General features: G+C 45.3%; 16 protein-coding genes and 1 other RNA gene. 9 read left to right on the top strand and 8 right to left on the bottom strand.

Annotated elements, in window-relative coordinates:
* The coding region (locus H735_RS00295) for a transketolase-like TK C-terminal-containing protein (RefSeq protein ID WP_042979292.1) at positions 1-741 on the top strand (741 nt) is incomplete at its 5' end.
* Positions 742-792: 51 nt separating this feature from the next.
* Here the strand turns inward: H735_RS00295 and H735_RS00290 are convergent.
* Positions 793-1,029: a hypothetical protein gene (locus H735_RS00290; RefSeq protein ID WP_005534899.1), complete on the bottom strand. Its 237-nt coding sequence runs from the start codon at positions 1,027-1,029 to the stop codon at positions 793-795.
* Positions 1,030-1,227: 198 nt separating this feature from the next.
* Between H735_RS00290 and epd the strand changes: the two genes are divergently transcribed.
* The 4 genes from epd (at position 1,228) to mscS (ending at position 6,133) form a co-directional block, all read left to right on the top strand.
* Positions 1,228-2,265, top strand: a complete 1,038-nt coding sequence (epd, locus tag H735_RS00285; RefSeq protein ID WP_005436486.1) for an erythrose-4-phosphate dehydrogenase — start codon at positions 1,228-1,230, stop codon at positions 2,263-2,265.
* Positions 2,266-2,418: 153 nt separating this feature from the next.
* Positions 2,419-3,579, top strand: coding sequence for a phosphoglycerate kinase (locus tag H735_RS00280; protein ID WP_005436484.1), 1,161 nt, complete (start codon positions 2,419-2,421; stop codon positions 3,577-3,579).
* A 152-nt stretch (positions 3,580-3,731) separates the two neighbouring features.
* Entirely contained in the window at positions 3,732-4,808 is a 1,077-nt protein-coding gene (gene fbaA, locus H735_RS00275; protein ID WP_005436482.1) for a class II fructose-bisphosphate aldolase, read from the top strand.
* Positions 4,809-5,266: 458 nt separating this feature from the next.
* The gene (gene mscS / locus H735_RS00270; RefSeq protein ID WP_005436480.1) at positions 5,267-6,133 is read left to right on the top strand and encodes a small-conductance mechanosensitive channel MscS; all 867 of its coding nucleotides are present in this window, start codon (positions 5,267-5,269) and stop codon (positions 6,131-6,133) included.
* A gap of 63 nt (positions 6,134-6,196) precedes the next feature.
* Here mscS and H735_RS00265 read toward each other — a convergent pair whose 3' ends face one another.
* Together H735_RS00265 and H735_RS00260 are read right to left on the bottom strand one after the other, a co-directional pair.
* Entirely contained in the window at positions 6,197-6,679 is a 483-nt protein-coding gene (locus H735_RS00265) for a YbaK/EbsC family protein (protein WP_020196162.1), read from the bottom strand.
* Positions 6,680-6,703: 24 nt separating this feature from the next.
* Positions 6,704-7,333, bottom strand: a complete 630-nt coding sequence (locus H735_RS00260) for a LysE/ArgO family amino acid transporter (RefSeq protein ID WP_009707614.1) — start codon at positions 7,331-7,333, stop codon at positions 6,704-6,706.
* A 142-nt stretch (positions 7,334-7,475) separates the two neighbouring features.
* Between H735_RS00260 and H735_RS00255 the strand changes: the two genes are divergently transcribed.
* Both H735_RS00255 and H735_RS00250 read left to right on the top strand, forming a co-directional pair.
* Positions 7,476-8,372 carry a LysR family transcriptional regulator ArgP gene (locus H735_RS00255; RefSeq protein ID WP_009707613.1) on the top strand — a complete coding sequence of 299 codons (897 nt, stop codon included), beginning with the start codon at positions 7,476-7,478 and terminating at the stop codon, positions 8,370-8,372.
* A 261-nt stretch (positions 8,373-8,633) separates the two neighbouring features.
* Positions 8,634-9,329: an oxidative stress defense protein gene (locus H735_RS00250; RefSeq protein WP_009707611.1), complete on the top strand. Its 696-nt coding sequence runs from the start codon at positions 8,634-8,636 to the stop codon at positions 9,327-9,329.
* Positions 9,330-9,405: 76 nt separating this feature from the next.
* On the opposite strand, the gene serA is transcribed toward H735_RS00250, so the two are convergent.
* The 5 genes from serA to H735_RS00230 all read right to left on the bottom strand — a co-directional run bounded on the left by serA (position 9,406) and on the right by H735_RS00230 (position 12,710).
* The gene (serA, locus tag H735_RS00245) at positions 9,406-10,635 is read right to left on the bottom strand and encodes a phosphoglycerate dehydrogenase (RefSeq protein WP_009707610.1); all 1,230 of its coding nucleotides are present in this window, start codon (positions 10,633-10,635) and stop codon (positions 9,406-9,408) included.
* Positions 10,636-10,894: 259 nt separating this feature from the next.
* Entirely contained in the window at positions 10,895-11,551 is a 657-nt protein-coding gene (gene rpiA / locus H735_RS00240; protein ID WP_020196163.1) for a ribose-5-phosphate isomerase RpiA, read from the bottom strand.
* 58 nt (positions 11,552-11,609) lie between these two features.
* Positions 11,610-12,203 (bottom strand): 5-formyltetrahydrofolate cyclo-ligase, encoded by a 594-nt coding sequence (locus H735_RS00235; RefSeq protein WP_009707609.1) that lies wholly within the window; start codon positions 12,201-12,203, stop codon positions 11,610-11,612.
* A gap of 5 nt (positions 12,204-12,208) precedes the next feature.
* Positions 12,209-12,393, bottom strand: a non-coding RNA gene (ssrS, locus tag H735_RS29725) — 6S RNA.
* A gap of 8 nt (positions 12,394-12,401) precedes the next feature.
* Positions 12,402-12,710, bottom strand: a complete 309-nt coding sequence (locus H735_RS00230; RefSeq protein WP_005436471.1) for a cell division protein ZapA — start codon at positions 12,708-12,710, stop codon at positions 12,402-12,404.
* Positions 12,711-12,960: 250 nt separating this feature from the next.
* On the opposite strand from H735_RS00230, the gene H735_RS00225 reads away from it, so the two are divergent.
* Together H735_RS00225 and ubiH are read left to right on the top strand one after the other, a co-directional pair.
* Complete coding sequence (locus tag H735_RS00225) at positions 12,961-13,539, top strand: YecA/YgfB family protein (RefSeq protein ID WP_020196164.1); 579 nt, start codon at positions 12,961-12,963, stop codon at positions 13,537-13,539.
* Positions 13,540-13,579: 40 nt separating this feature from the next.
* A complete protein-coding gene (ubiH, locus tag H735_RS00220) occupies positions 13,580-14,758 on the top strand; it encodes a 2-octaprenyl-6-methoxyphenyl hydroxylase (RefSeq protein ID WP_020196165.1) in 1,179 nt (392 codons plus the stop codon).
* Positions 14,759-14,763 lie beyond the last annotated feature (5 nt).

Here is a 14,763-nt window from a genome sequence, read left to right as displayed (position 1 = left end):
AACGGTATCGCACTACACGGCGGTTTCGTTCCTTACGGCGCAACATTCCTAATGTTCATGGAATACGCACGTAACGCTATGCGTATGGCTGCTCTGATGAAAGTTCAGAACATCCAAGTTTACACGCACGACTCTATCGGTCTTGGCGAAGATGGCCCAACTCACCAACCAGTTGAGCAAATGGCATCTCTACGTCTGACTCCAAACATGAGCACATGGCGTCCATGTGACCAAGTTGAGTCTGCAGTAGCATGGAAACTAGCGATTGAACGTAAAGATGGCCCATCGGCACTTATCTTCTCTCGTCAAAACCTAGCGCAACAAGAACGTACTGCTGAGCAAGTAGCAGACATCGCGAAAGGTGCTTACATCCTGAAAGACAGCGATGGCAAGCCTGAGCTAATCCTAATCGCGACAGGTTCTGAAGTTGAACTAGCAGTGAAAGCAGCTGAGCAACTAACGGCTGAAGGTAAGAAAGTACGCGTTGTTTCAATGCCATCAACAGATGCATTCGACAAGCAAGACGCGGCTTACCGTGAATCAGTACTGCCATCAGACGTAACTGCACGTATCGCTGTAGAAGCGGGCATTGCTGACTTCTGGTACAAGTACGTTGGCTTCGACGGTCGCATCATCGGTATGACAACATTCGGTGAATCTGCGCCAGCTGACCAACTGTTCGAGATGTTTGGTTTCACTGTAGAAAACGTAGTGAACACAGCAAAAGAACTGCTAGCGTAAGCTTACGAAGATAAAAGAAAAACCGAGCGTTAATGCTCGGTTTTTTTGTGCCTACTCAAATTCTTTTCCCCAATTGTCCTTCTCTTTGTGTCCACATTCCTTACAGGTGACATAGCGATCCATATCGTAATAGTGACCGCCGTTCAGCAGGGTATGAGCCCAAAGCTTTAACGTTCCAAGAATTGATTTATCCGTATCATAACGACTTGGTTTACGGACCAGCACTTCTGAGTGTGGTGTTTCTCTATTGCATCGCTTGCAAAAGTGAGCAGCGGGAAAACCTGACATACGCATTTCCTTTGGTGGTCAAACAAGGAGCTAAAGTGCCAAGCGAAACACGTAACGTCAGAACTCAATATATTGGTGATATGAATATTCCGGGAAGTGAAAAGATAGTTTACCGCGAGTGAGATCACTTACTTAATGCGCTCAGCCTCCGTATCAGGTACTATCTGTGACACGAATTTTTGGTGAGGCGAAGGATAAATGCTAAAAGTTGCGATCAATGGATTTGGACGTATCGGTCGTAATGTACTGCGAGCAGTATATGAGAGCGGTAAGCATCAGCAGATAAAAGTTGTGGCGGTTAATGAACTTGCGCAACCCGAAGCGATGGCACATCTTCTTCAATATGACACCAGTCATGGCCGCTTCGGAAAGAAAATCTCGCACGACCAAGAACACCTCTATGTTCACCACGACAGTGGAGAATACGATCCCATTAGAATCCTTCACCTTGCTGAAATTGAACTCTTGCCATGGCGTGACTTAGAAGTCGACATTGTGCTCGATTGTACTGGTGTTTTCGGCTCACAAGCCGATGGCCAAGCTCATATTGAAGCGGGCGCGCAAAAAGTTCTGTTTTCACACCCTGGCGCAAGCGATCTCGATAACACCATTATCTACGGTGTGAACCACGAAACCCTCAAAGATGAACACCGCGTGGTGTCCAATGGTTCATGTACCACCAACTGTATCGTTCCTATCATCAAAGTATTAGATGAGGCCTTTGGCATTGAGTCTGGCACCATCACCACTATTCACTCTTCAATGAACGATCAGCAAGTTATCGACGCTTACCACAATGATTTACGCCGTACGCGTGCGGCCAGTCAATCCATCATTCCAGTTGATACTAAGTTGCATAAAGGTATTGAAAGAATCTTCCCGAAATTTTCCAACAAATTCGAAGCAATTTCGGTTCGAGTTCCGACAGTTAACGTCACTGCGATGGATTTAAGTGTCACAATTAGTACAAATGTGAAAGTTAATGACGTAAATCAAACCATTGTTAACGCATCTCAGTGTACATTACGTGACATTGTTGACTATACTGAATCGCCGCTCGTTTCCATCGACTTTAACCACGATCCCCATAGTGCAATTGTGGATGGAACTCAGACAAGAGTGAGTAACGGGCAACTCGTTAAAATGCTTGTTTGGTGCGATAACGAATGGGGCTTTGCTAACCGGATGCTGGATACCGCCTTAGCAATGCAAGCTTCTTCACAAGTGGAGCAATAATGGTGAAGAGGCGATGGAGAAATTTTTTATTTTAAGCCTTGAAATAAATCTGACGTATCTCCATATCAGTAACCAGTTTGAAGAATTAACGGGCTTGGCAGGATTGCCGAGTTTTTAAAAACTTTAATTATTTAATATTTGAGAGGACACATCATGTCTGTAATCAAGATGACTGACCTGGATCTTGCAGGTAAACGTGTATTTATCCGTGCTGACCTAAACGTGCCAGTAAAAGACGGTAAAGTAACTTCAGATGCACGTATCATCGCATCTCTTCCAACTATCAAGCACTGTCTAGAAGCAGGCGCTAAAGTTATGGTTACTTCTCACCTAGGTCGCCCAACTGAAGGTGAATACGCTGAAGAGTTCTCTCTACAACCAGTAGTTAACTACCTAAACGACGCACTAGACTGCGAAGTTAAACTAGCGAAAGACTACCTAAACGGTCTAGAACTAAACGCTGGTGAACTAGTTGTTCTAGAAAACGTTCGCTTCAACAAAGGCGAGAAGAAAAACGAAGAAGAACTGTCTAAGCAGTACGCTTCTCTATGTGACATCTTCGTAATGGACGCATTCGGTACAGCTCACCGTGCACAAGCATCTACTCACGGTGTTGGTATGCACGCAGACGTAGCATGTGCTGGTCCTCTACTAGCGAACGAACTAGAAGCTCTAGGTAAAGCAATGGACAAGCCTGCTCGTCCAATGGTTGCTATCGTAGGTGGTTCAAAAGTTTCTACTAAGCTAACTGTTCTTGAGTCTCTATCTAAAATCGCTGACCAACTAGTTGTTGGTGGTGGTATTGCTAACACATTCATCGCAGCTGCTGGCCACAACGTTGGTAAGTCTCTATACGAAGCAGACCTAGTTGAAACAGCTAAGAAGCTAATGGACGAGTGTGCAATTCCAGTAGCAACTGACGTTGCATGTGCGAAAGCATTCGACGAGAACGCAGAAGCTGAAATCAAGCACGTTTCTGAAGTACAAGACGACGACATGATCTTCGACCTTGGTCCAGATTCAACTGCTGAACTAGCAGAAATCCTTAAGAACGCTAAGACTATCCTATGGAACGGTCCAGTAGGCGTATTCGAATTCAAGAACTTCGAAGCAGGTACTAAAGGTATCTCTGAAGCTATCGCAGCTTCTGAAGGTTTCTCTGTTGCAGGTGGTGGTGACACGCTAGCAGCTATCGACAAGTTCGGTATCAAAGCTGACGTATCTTACATCTCTACTGGCGGCGGCGCTTTCCTTGAGTTCGTAGAAGGTAAAGTACTTCCAGCAGTTGAAATGCTAGAAGCACGCGCTAAGTAATATTAGTAAAGCGGGAGTCCTCTCCCGCTTTCTTGTTTGCTGCAACGAGAGTGGAACTCTGCTAAAATAGCCTCAGTTGTGAGCAAACGTTTGCAAGATTTTCAATTTAACAAGTTTTGTTTATAAAACGACAGATAAATAGGATTACATCCATGTCTAAGATCTTCGACTTCGTAAAACCAGGTGTTATCTCTGGCGATGACGTTCAGAAAGTATTTGAAGTAGCAAAAGAGAACAACTTTGCACTTCCAGCAGTAAACGTTGTTGGTACTGATTCTGTAAACGCAGTACTTGAAGCAGCTGCAAAAGTTAAAGCTCCAGTTGTTGTTCAGTTCTCTAACGGCGGCGCAGCTTTCTTCGCTGGTAAAGGCGTTAAACTTGAAGGTCAAGGTGCACAAATCCTTGGCGCTGTAGCTGGTGCTAAATACGTTCACGCTGTAGCTGAAGCTTACGGTGTGCCAGTAATCCTACACACTGACCACGCTGCTAAGAAACTTCTACCATGGATCGACGGTCTACTAGACGCTGGTGAAGAGTTCTTCGCTCAAACTGGTAAGCCTCTATTCTCTTCTCACATGCTAGACCTTTCTGAAGAGTCTCTAGAAGAGAACATCGAAACATGTGCTAAGTACCTAGAGCGCATGGCTAAAATGAACATGACAATCGAGATCGAACTTGGTTGTACTGGTGGTGAAGAAGACGGCGTTGATAACTCTGATATGGACGCATCTGAGCTTTACACTTCTCCAGAAGACGTTGCATACGCATACGAGAAACTAAGCGCTGTTAGCCCACGTTTCACTATCGCAGCATCTTTCGGTAACGTACACGGTGTATACAAGCCAGGTAACGTTGTTCTAACTCCAACTATCCTACGTGACTCTCAAGCATACTGTGCAGAGAAGTTCGGTATCGCACCAAACGCTCTAAACTTCGTATTCCACGGTGGTTCTGGTTCTACTGAAGCAGAAATCCAAGAGTCTATCGGCTACGGTGTTATCAAAATGAACATCGATACTGATACACAGTGGGCTACATGGGACGGTATCCGTGCATACGAAGCGGAAAACCGCGATTACCTACAAGGTCAAATCGGTAACCCAACTGGCGAAGACGCTCCAAACAAGAAGTACTACGATCCACGCGTATGGCTACGTGCAGGTCAAGCTTCAATGGTAGCTCGTCTAGAGAAAGCATTTGCTGACCTAAACGCAGTAGACGTACTATAATTCGTCTCAACTGTGTTTCTAAAAACCCGCTCTAAGAGCGGGTTTTTTTATGTCTAAACAATGAGACAGCCTAGATTCTCCTTCCTGTAGCAATTGATAACTAAATCAACTGCTATATGATCACCGCACTTCATATCCCTTCTGTTTTTGGCGCAAATTTCGAAACTCAGCGCATTTCCGCACCAAGTGGCATAAAACCAAGTAAAAAGTGTGGCGAAATGTAAATCCATTGCGTACTCTGTAACATGCCAGTATCAGAAAAATCTGATAAAGCTTTGTTTTGTAGGTCTTTGCTAAACTCTGACTTTGCAAAATTTCAGTTTTGAGATATTGTGCCAAAAATCTGACACTGCTCAGGAAAACAATAGGGATGTTGTTGTGAATAAGAACCTATAAAAAACAAGGTTCATAAATTAACGGCAATTAGATTTAATATCTTTATTTTGAGGATACGAATTATGGCAGGTGAATCGATGGGTATCGATACCTCTTTAACGGATGGTTTGAGCAAAGCTGAAACATGGCTAAATAACAACTCAGATCTTCTTATTCAGTACGGTGTGAACATCATTTCTGCACTGCTGATCCTATTTATCGGTAACATTATCGTTAAAGCGGTAGCAAACAGCGTTTCAAAAGTGCTTGAAAAGAAAAAGATGGACAAAGCTGTTGTTGAATTCGTCAATGGTTTAGTTCGTTACCTTCTATTTGTTATCGTACTTATCGCGGCACTAGGCCGTGTAGGTGTTCAAACTGCATCTGTAGTTGCGGTAATTGGTGCGGCAGGTCTTGCTGTTGGTCTTGCTCTACAAGGCTCACTATCTAACTTTGCAGCGGGCGTACTGATTGTTGCATTCCGTCCATTCAAGTCTGGTGACTACGTAGAAATCGGCGGTGTAGCAGGTAGTGTTGAAGCAATTCAAATCTTCCAAACTGTACTAAAAACACCTGACAACAAAATGGTTGTTGTACCGAACTCATCAGTTATCGGCGGCGCAATCACGAACTACTCTCGCCACGCTACGCGTCGTGTAGACCTAGTTATTGGTGTTTCTTACAGCGCTGACCTTAAACAAACTAAGCAAGTTATCCGTGACGTGCTAGAAAAAGATGAGCGTATCCTTAAAGATCCAGCAATCCAAATTGGTGTACTGGCTCTAGCAGATTCTTCAGTGAATTTCGTGGTTCGTCCATGGTGTAAAACTGCTGATTACTGGGACGTTTACTTCGATTCTACTCAAGCAATCAAAGAAGCGTTGGATGAAGCAGGCATCGAAATTCCATTCCCACAAATGGATGTTCACTTGAACAAAGTAGAAGCTTAATCCCTTCGATTGAGAACATGAAAAAGCGAGGCAATGGCCTCGCTTTTTTTATATCCTAATTTTCTAAAGTTCTAACAGAGTGTTACTGCCAGCAAGGAGCAGACGTTTAAGTTCGCTACCTGCAAAGCCAAAGGTTAACTCGGGTAAACCTGGTGTATAGAGCAACTCATCATGTTGGTAGAGTGCTGTATCGACGATAATGGTGACATGTTCAGGTAAGCCAATAGGACAAACTGCGCCGGGCACACAGCCTAGCTGCTCAATCATTTCATCGTCGCTGCAAATTGAAGGTCGTTTACCTGTGATGGCTTTGATTTGCTTGGAGTCTAAACGCGAGTCCTTGTCCGTAAGGTACACGGCATAACCTTGTCCTTTTAGCTTGAGAAAAAGACTCTTAGTATGCGTACCTGTCCAACCGAGTTGTGCGGCGACTTTGACGTCAGTTTCGAAGTCGAGAATGGCTTCGTGTTGCCATTCTCGAAAGGGGATGGAGAGCGCATTGAATCGCTCTCGATTGATTTGGTGGATTTTTTCCAGTGACTCCATGTCGTGTTTCTTTCCTATTTGTTTTTACCAGTACTTGGTGACTAGCTCATTCGCAAGAACAAAAGCGATAGTAAACATCATAGCGGCAACTGCAATATCGATGCCTTTCTTCACTTTTGGTTTTGAGAGCGTCGGACCTAATTTCGCAGCACCTAATGAGAGTGTGTAGAACCACACAAATGAAGCCATGATGGTGCCCATAGCAAATGCGATGCGATCGTTGCCTTCGAATTGACCACCAATTGAACCCAAGATTACTACGGTATCTAAGTAAAGGTGTGGGTTCAACACTGTGACGGCAAGTGCGCCAAGAATCACGGTACGACGACCTCGAGCGACGACTTCACCTTTCGATTCAGAGGCGTCTGCCGGTTTGAATGCGCTTTTTAGTGACAGTAAGCCGTAAACACTTAAGAAGGCAATGCCACCTAAAGTGACTGAGGTCAGCAGGATTTCATTTTGCGATAGGATCGCACCACCACCAAAAATACCAAGCGATATGAAGATCATATCTAGGATGCTACAGATGGTCGCGGTCGTCAGGTGATGTTGACGCTTAATACCTTGGTTAAGGACGTACGCATTCTGCGCACCGATTGGAATGATCATCGTCGCACCTAAACCGAATCCTTGTAATAACACCCAAAAGCTCACAACACACCTCAAAAAATTAGCAATAGAACAACAGAGGAATGGAAGATAAAGCTTTTATTTAAATAAGTATAATTAATGATTTTAATATATTATTAGCAATGCTTATCTGGTGTTTTGGGCGTTTATTAAGGAGGAAAAACACGTGCGAGGATTGGACTATAAATGGATAGAAGCGTTAGATGCGGTAGTACATCAAGGCAGTTTTGACCGAGCGGCTGAACACCTTTTCGTTTCACAATCCGCCATTTCCCAGCGTATCAAGCAACTAGAGAAGTACCTTGCCCAACCGGTTCTTATTCGGGAGCAACCACCCAAGCCAACCCCTATTGGTAAGAAGTTACTCGGGCTTTATCGCCGAGTAAGATTGCTTGAGCATGAAATCCTCCCTGAACTAAAAAACGACACGACAACACGTCCTGTACAGCTTTCATTGGCAACTAATGCAGACAGCCTCGCGACCTGGCTCTTACCTGCGTTGCAAGACGTAATGAAGCATCGCCAAGTGGAACTAAAACTGACTATTTATGGCGAGTCGCGCTCGATTGAGAAGCTAAGGAGTGGTGAGGTTGCAGGGGCGATCAGTTTAGAGTCTCAAGCCATCCCGGGCTGTCGAGCAGACTATCTTGGTCGCATCGATTATGTTTGTGTCGCCAACCCAGAGTTTTATCAACGTTACTTCTCGGAAGGAGTCAACAACCAGACTTTGGCCAAAGCGCCGGCGGTGTCTTATGACCAATATGATGATCTGCATAAGAAGTTTTTAACGGAACACTTCAACGTGAGGCCAGATAGCGTGATTCATCACAACATCAGTAGCTCAGAAGCTTTCCTTAAGATGGCGTTAGCAGGCGTGGCTTATTGTTTGATTCCCCGATTGCAGATCACTGATGAACTGGAGAAAGGTGAGTTGATTGATATTACGCCGGGCTTTTTGATGTCCTATCGAATTTACTGGCATCACTGGCAGTTAGAAACGGGTGTGCTTCAAGAAATCTCACAGGCGATTGTTGGCTACGCGCAACAGCATTTGCCACAATAAGTTCCCGCTTGCCTCGCGTTTTAAGCTGAAATTACGGCGAAGTAACACAGTCAAAGTTGTGTTAGAAGTCGCTTAGGGCGCTTGGATAATTGGCAGAAGTTTCTATGATGAAGCTATATACACTCCAGTTCATTGGTGCCTCTTATCTTTCTGGTTTTGATGAGGCATCAACTTAATCCGCCATGGCATTCATCGAGTATCTCGTCTTGAACTCCGGCATTTGGAGTGACTTTTCTATTTCAATACGGATGGATTTATCGAATGAAACTGTCTTCAATTTTTCTGGCTTCGGCACTAAGCCTTACTAGCGTTTCTGTACTTGCGAATGATGCACCTGATTTTGCTCATGTGAGTACGACTGGATACGGTGAAGTCGTTGCAACTCCAGATATGGCCACTTTCTCTGTGAAGGTCGTTGATACGACAATGACTGCGGAGCAAGCGAAGCAATCGGTCGATAATACCGTTGATGCGTTTCTAAAAAGCTTAGCGGATGCAGGGTTGTCAAAAGATAACATCACCAGTTCAAACTTGTACTTAGCACCGCAGTATCACTATCCGAAATCGGGCAAAGCAGAGCTAGTTGGCTACCGCGCATCACGTAGTATTGATGTGACGGTTAACGATCTTGCCAACTTGAATGAATACTTGGACATGGCGTTAAAAGCTGGCATTAATCAAGTCGATAATATTCAGCTTAAAGTGAGTAACCAGTCTGAGTATCAGCAAAAAGCGCGTATGGAAGCAATCAAAGATGCACAAAGCAAGGCGGCATCTTTAGCGACTGGTTTTGACAAAAAGTTGGGTGATGTTTGGCAGATTAACTACAACCAAATGCACGCTCGTCCAGTGCTTTTACGTTCAATGGCAATGGATGCAAGAGAGAGTTCGAATAGCTACCAAGACTCTACGCTTGTGATTCGTGACCAAGTGGATGTGGTTTACAAGCTGAAATAGTACAGAGAAAATCACGACGAATAGAAACAGAAAAGGCAGGGAAGTCCCTGCCTTTTTTATGTCGAGTAATCAGCGATTAATGAAGGATACGAGCACGGATTGTGCCTTCGATGCCTTTTAGTTTCACTAGTGCTTCCTCTGCGCGAGAAGTCTCTACGTCGATAACTACGTAACCGATCTCAGCTGCCGTTTGTAGGTACTGACCTGCGATGTTAATGCCGTCTTCCGCAAAGATGGTGTTGATTTGCGTTAGGATACCAGGGCGGTTTTTGTGGATGTGCAACAGACGTGAACATTCACGATGCTCAGGCAGTGATACCTCAGGGAAGTTCACACTTGATAGGGTTGAACCGTTGTCAGAGTATTTCGCCAGTTTACCGGCAACTTCAACACCAATGTTTTCTTGCGCTTCTTGCGTTGAACCACCAACGTGTGGAGTTAGGATGACGTTATCGAACTTCTGCAGTGGAGACTCAAATGCATCAGCATTGGTTTTTGGTTCTACTGGGAATACGTCAACCGCAGCGCCCGAGATATGACCAGACTCTAGACTGTGGCATAGAGCAGGGATATCTACGACGGTACCACGCGCTGCGTTGATAAAGATTGCGCCTGGCTTCATGCGTGCGAACTCTTCTGCACCCATCATGTTCTTGGTCTCTGGCGTTTCAGGAACGTGCAAAGAAATGACGTCACACTTGTTCAGTAGTTCGCTCATGGTGAACACTTGCGTTGCATTACCTAGCGACAGTTTGTTTTCAATGTCGTAGTAGTAAACGCGCATGCCTAAGTTTTCTGCGATGATACCCAGCTGAGTACCGATGTGGCCGTAACCGATGATACCCAGACGCTTACCACGTGCTTCGTAAGAGCTGTCTGCACTCTTCTTCCAAATACCACGGTGTGCGAGTGCGTTTTTCTCAGGGATACCACGAAGAAGCAGTAGTACTTGGCCTAACACCAACTCGGCAACACTGCGCGTGTTTGAGAATGGTGCATTAAATACAGGGACACCGCGTCGAGCGGCAGCACTTAGGTCAACTTGGTTGGTACCGATACAAAAACAGCCAATCGCAACCAGCTTATTTGCCGCATTGATCACTTCTTCAGATAGGTTCGTTCGGGAACGGATACCGATGAAGTGCACGTCTTTTACTGCTTCAATCAGCTCTTCTTCTGAAAGGGAACCTTTGTGATATTCAATGTTGCTGTAGCCAGCTGCTTGAAGAACTTCAACTGAAGAAGGGTGGAGTCCCTCTAGCAAGAGGATCTTAATCTTTTCTTTTTCCAGTGAAACTTTGGCCATTTTTCTCGTCCTTAAAATGGAAAGGTGGGCTAATGTGGCGCACATAAAGCAAAACCATTAAAAAGGGGATAACTAACAGTTTTGTCGGAAGACAAACGTTTCCCTGTGCGTCTTCTGTTCAATAAAGTAACAAAAAATTTTTGCTTTGGGTAAGAAAATTACGGAATAAGGCATGCTTTTCTTAGAAAAAGGAAGAAAAAACGGCGCCCTAGGGCGCCGTCTGTAATGAAATAACAGAAAATTTAAATCATCTAATGATTTATTCTTCTATTTTCGCACCTTCTGGTGTGCCAGTGATAACCACGTCAGCTCCACGGTGAGCAAACAGACCTACCGTTACCACACCTGCGATGCCGTTGATCTTGTCTTCAAGTTCTTTCGGGTTAGTGATTTGCATGTTGTGCACGTCTAGGATCACGTTGCCGTTGTCCGTCGTCACGCCTTCACGGTATGCAGGGTCACCACCTAGTTTTACCAATTCACGAGCAACGTATGAACGCGCCATTGGGATAACTTCAACAGGAAGTGGGAACTGACCAAGTACGTCAACTGCTTTTGTGCCGTCAACGATACATACGAATTTTTCTGAAATAGCCGCAACGATCTTTTCACGAGTCAGAGCAGCACCGCCGCCTTTGATCATTTCACGCGTTGCGTTGATTTCATCTGCACCATCAACGTAGATATCTAGCATTGCTACGTCGTTACACTCGTAAACTTCAATACCAATCTCTTTTAGACGCTCAGTAGAAGCAACAGAGCTAGACACTGCGCCTTTGATATCATCTTTGATACTGCCTAGGGCATCGATGAAGTGATTCACGGTAGAGCCAGTACCAACACCGACAATGCTGCCTTTCTCAACATACTTAAGTGCTGCCCAACCAGCCGCTTTCTTCATTTCATCTTGAGTCATGCCAATCTCCTGAATAGATGTTCGTTAACGTTTGCGGCGTGATTATAGCGGGTAAGTGTTACTTTTCCCATTGCCAGATTTGGCTTGGAGTCACGATCTTAGGTAATGGAATATCCCAACTTTCAACGGGTAGGCGCTCTACATGCTGGCAATCGTGGGCGATACCGATCGGTTTGGCACCTTCGCCAGTGCTAAACCAGCGTGAGAGAGTCCGGTCATAGTAGCCTCCGCCCATACCTAAGCGATGGCCGACACTGTCAAACCCGACTAACGGCGTACAAATGACATCAAGTTCACGAACCGGTTTCAGGAAACGGATATCAAGCGCAGGTTCTAAGATTCCGTATTTGTTATAAACCAACTGTTCATCATTGACGTATTGCAAGAACAGTAATTGACCTTTAGAGAAAGGATGAATGACGGGCAGGTAAATCGACTTACCTTGCTGCCATAGTGATTCAATCAGAGGTTTGGTGTCTAACTCACCATCGGCAGACAAATAGATGGCAATGTGCTGCGCGGTTTTGATTTCTGCTAACTGTGAAAACTGCTGAACGAGATCGAGCCCAGCTTGGAACTGAGTATCGCTACAAAGGGCGTTGCGTTTTTCACGGATGAGTTTGCGGAATTCTTGTCGAGATAAGTCTGACATAGAGAGGATACCCCAGGGTGCCGTTGAGGATTGTGGTCCTTGAACCAGCTGGTTCAAGGCGGATCAGCAATGATAACCGTAGGCTTCTCGGTGCATGCCAAGCTTGCTCAATAGCTATCAAGTACTAACCCTTTGGTATTGCTTATCGGCTCAGGGACTTAAATCCAACTGACGCACACCCCAGGGTAAATTTTGTATCTACTGCTGTCCTTGCTTTACCTTACTAAGCGCACTTTCTAAAGACGCGGTGAGCTTTTCCATTCGCTCAGTAATTTCTTGTTGCTGACCGTTAGATTCGTATGATTTTGTATGCAATTCATAACAAATGTTCAACGCAGCAAAGGTCAGTAGCTGAATTTCATTGGTTACCTTAGTACGCTCGCTCATCTCTTTCAATCGACGATCAAGATCTTTAGCCGCTGTAATTAGTGACTCTTCTTGCCCCGCAGGACAATTGACTCGTGTCATTTTGCCAAGGATTTCAACGTCGATCGCTTGATTGCTCATGATGAATAAACTCTATATTCGCGCTATCTAAGGCGTTGCGTTATACAACTACCGAGGAGGAAACTATAGGAAAACCGCTATTAAGATTCAAGCATTTCCCATCACAGAAAGAAAAATGGTGAAGTGATCACACAGGAATTGGGCAAATTGATTAAATGCTGTCCAAAATTGAATTTGATAGCCGTTTCAGCCGACTAGGCTTGATGGTAGGATATGTCGATACATTACTACGCAAGAATGAGCCAAGATTATGAGTGAAATCACCCTTCCTGAATACCAATCTATTGCTGCTGAACTGAAATCTGCAAGCCTTGCTGTGACCCCAGCAGAATTGCATGGTCTACTTGTTGGCATGCTAAGTGGTGGATTGGCGATTAACGACCAAACCTGGCAACCGATTCTGTTTGATTACACCAACGAAAGCATGGGCTGGCCATCAAGCGCATTAGCACTGGCGCAAAGCGTGTTCCAAGTAACCGTTAACGAGCTAACTGGCACTTCTATGGAGTTGTCTCTGCTGCTTCCAGATGAAGCGGGCGAAGAAGGTTTGTTTGCACTAGCAGATGGTGTGTCTGACTTTGTGAACCACTTTATCTCAGGTATGGGCTTAGCGGGCATTGCGATTGATAAGGCATCAGACGATGCAAAAGAAGCTTTGGCTGATCTAGAAGAAATCGCCAAGCTTGGTATTGACGAAGACGATGACCTAGGCGAGCAAGCGCTATTACTAGAGCAAGTAATCGAACACGTTAAAGCCTGCGTATTAACTATTCATGCAGAGTTTGGTGCTCGTCCTGAAAGCAACGAAAACAAACCAACGATTCATTAATCACTCGTTCCCCATTATCGAATAGTTTCTAGAGGTTAGCATGAGGCAATATGACGTTGTAATTGCTGGTGGTGCCATGGCTGGTGCCACACTTGCGTTAGCAATCGACCGTTTATCTAAAGGCGCGCTGCAAATTGCGGTTGTTGAGCCTTTTAAAGCCCAATCGGATCAACATCCGGGGTTTGATTCGCGCTCGATTGCTCTGTCCTACGGTACGGTCAATATTCTGCGTCACTTGCAGTTGTGGTCGGCTATCGAGCCTTGTGCAACCCCAATTGAACATATTCATGTTTCTGACCGCTCTCATGCGGGCATGACTGAGATTACCAAGCACGAAGTTGGCGTTGAAGCGCTTGGCTACGTAGTGGAACTCGCCGATGTTGGTCGCGTCTACCAAGAGCTCTTGGATAAGAGTGAGGCTATCACTCTGTTTTGCCCTGATTCGGTTGCGAACATCGAACGTGAGCAAGACAAAGCACACATTGAACTGAGCAGTGGTGAGAAGCTGGAAGCTAAGTTGCTGGTGGCTGCCGATGGGGCAGTATCGCAATGTTGTCAGCAAATCGGCTTAGAGTTGTCTGAACATGATTTCGACCAAGTGGCAGTGATTGCGAATATCGTGACGCAAGAGCCTCACCAAGGTCGCGCTTTTGAACGCTTTACCGAAAATGGTCCAGTTGCACTGCTGCCGATGAGTGACAACCGCATGTCGTTAGTATGGTGTCTGCGTCCTGAAGAAGCGCAAACCGTAGTTAGCTTATCTGATGTAGAGTTCCTTGAACGCCTGCAGAATGATTTTGGTTGGCGGCTAGGTGCGATGCAGAAAGTCGGACAACGCGCGAGTTATCCGCTTCTTCTGCGTCATCGTAAGCAGAACATTTCGCACCGCTTTGCTATTGTCGGCAATGCTGCACAAACGCTTCACCCGATTGCAGGGCAAGGCTTCAACCTTGGTATTCGTGATGTGGCATCGTTAGCGGAAGAGGTTGTTAAGCAAACTGAAGACGCGGGTCGTTACCAAGGCTTAATGCGATTTAGCCAGCGCCGTGAAGATGATCGCAGCGAAACAATTTGGCTAACCAGTTCTCTAGTGCATATTTTTTCAAATGATTTACCGGCGATGCGAATTGGGCGTAACCTCGCTCTCGCAACGATGGATAACCTTTCTACTTTTAAGCAGCCGCTGCTACGCCATACGCTTGGTCTAGTGAAACGATAAACGGC

The sequence above is a fragment of the Vibrio owensii CAIM 1854 = LMG 25443 genome (assembly GCF_000817815.1).
Lineage (GTDB): Bacteria > Pseudomonadota > Gammaproteobacteria > Enterobacterales > Vibrionaceae > Vibrio > Vibrio owensii.
Note: the sequence above shows the minus strand (reverse complement) of the source record. Positions and strands in the feature narration are given on the sequence as shown.

What these genes read in the sequence shown, in the direction of transcription:
- H735_RS00290 (WP_005534899.1), bottom strand. Translation starts at nt 1,029, where the DNA reads ATGTCAGGTTTTCCCGCTGCTCACTTTTGCAAGCGATGCAATAGAGAA.
- epd (WP_005436486.1), top strand. Translation starts at nt 1,228, where the DNA reads ATGCTAAAAGTTGCGATCAATGGATTTGGACGTATCGGTCGTAATGTA.
- H735_RS00280 (WP_005436484.1), top strand. Translation starts at nt 2,419, where the DNA reads ATGTCTGTAATCAAGATGACTGACCTGGATCTTGCAGGTAAACGTGTA.
- fbaA (WP_005436482.1), top strand. Translation starts at nt 3,732, where the DNA reads ATGTCTAAGATCTTCGACTTCGTAAAACCAGGTGTTATCTCTGGCGAT.
- mscS (WP_005436480.1), top strand. Translation starts at nt 5,267, where the DNA reads ATGGCAGGTGAATCGATGGGTATCGATACCTCTTTAACGGATGGTTTG.
- H735_RS00265 (WP_020196162.1), bottom strand. Translation starts at nt 6,679, where the DNA reads ATGGAGTCACTGGAAAAAATCCACCAAATCAATCGAGAGCGATTCAAT.
- H735_RS00250 (WP_009707611.1), top strand. Translation starts at nt 8,634, where the DNA reads ATGAAACTGTCTTCAATTTTTCTGGCTTCGGCACTAAGCCTTACTAGC.
- serA (WP_009707610.1), bottom strand. Translation starts at nt 10,635, where the DNA reads ATGGCCAAAGTTTCACTGGAAAAAGAAAAGATTAAGATCCTCTTGCTA.
- rpiA (WP_020196163.1), bottom strand. Translation starts at nt 11,551, where the DNA reads ATGACTCAAGATGAAATGAAGAAAGCGGCTGGTTGGGCAGCACTTAAG.
- H735_RS00235 (WP_009707609.1), bottom strand. Translation starts at nt 12,203, where the DNA reads ATGTCAGACTTATCTCGACAAGAATTCCGCAAACTCATCCGTGAAAAA.
- H735_RS00230 (WP_005436471.1), bottom strand. Translation starts at nt 12,710, where the DNA reads ATGAGCAATCAAGCGATCGACGTTGAAATCCTTGGCAAAATGACACGA.
- H735_RS00225 (WP_020196164.1), top strand. Translation starts at nt 12,961, where the DNA reads ATGAGTGAAATCACCCTTCCTGAATACCAATCTATTGCTGCTGAACTG.
- ubiH (WP_020196165.1), top strand. Translation starts at nt 13,580, where the DNA reads ATGAGGCAATATGACGTTGTAATTGCTGGTGGTGCCATGGCTGGTGCC.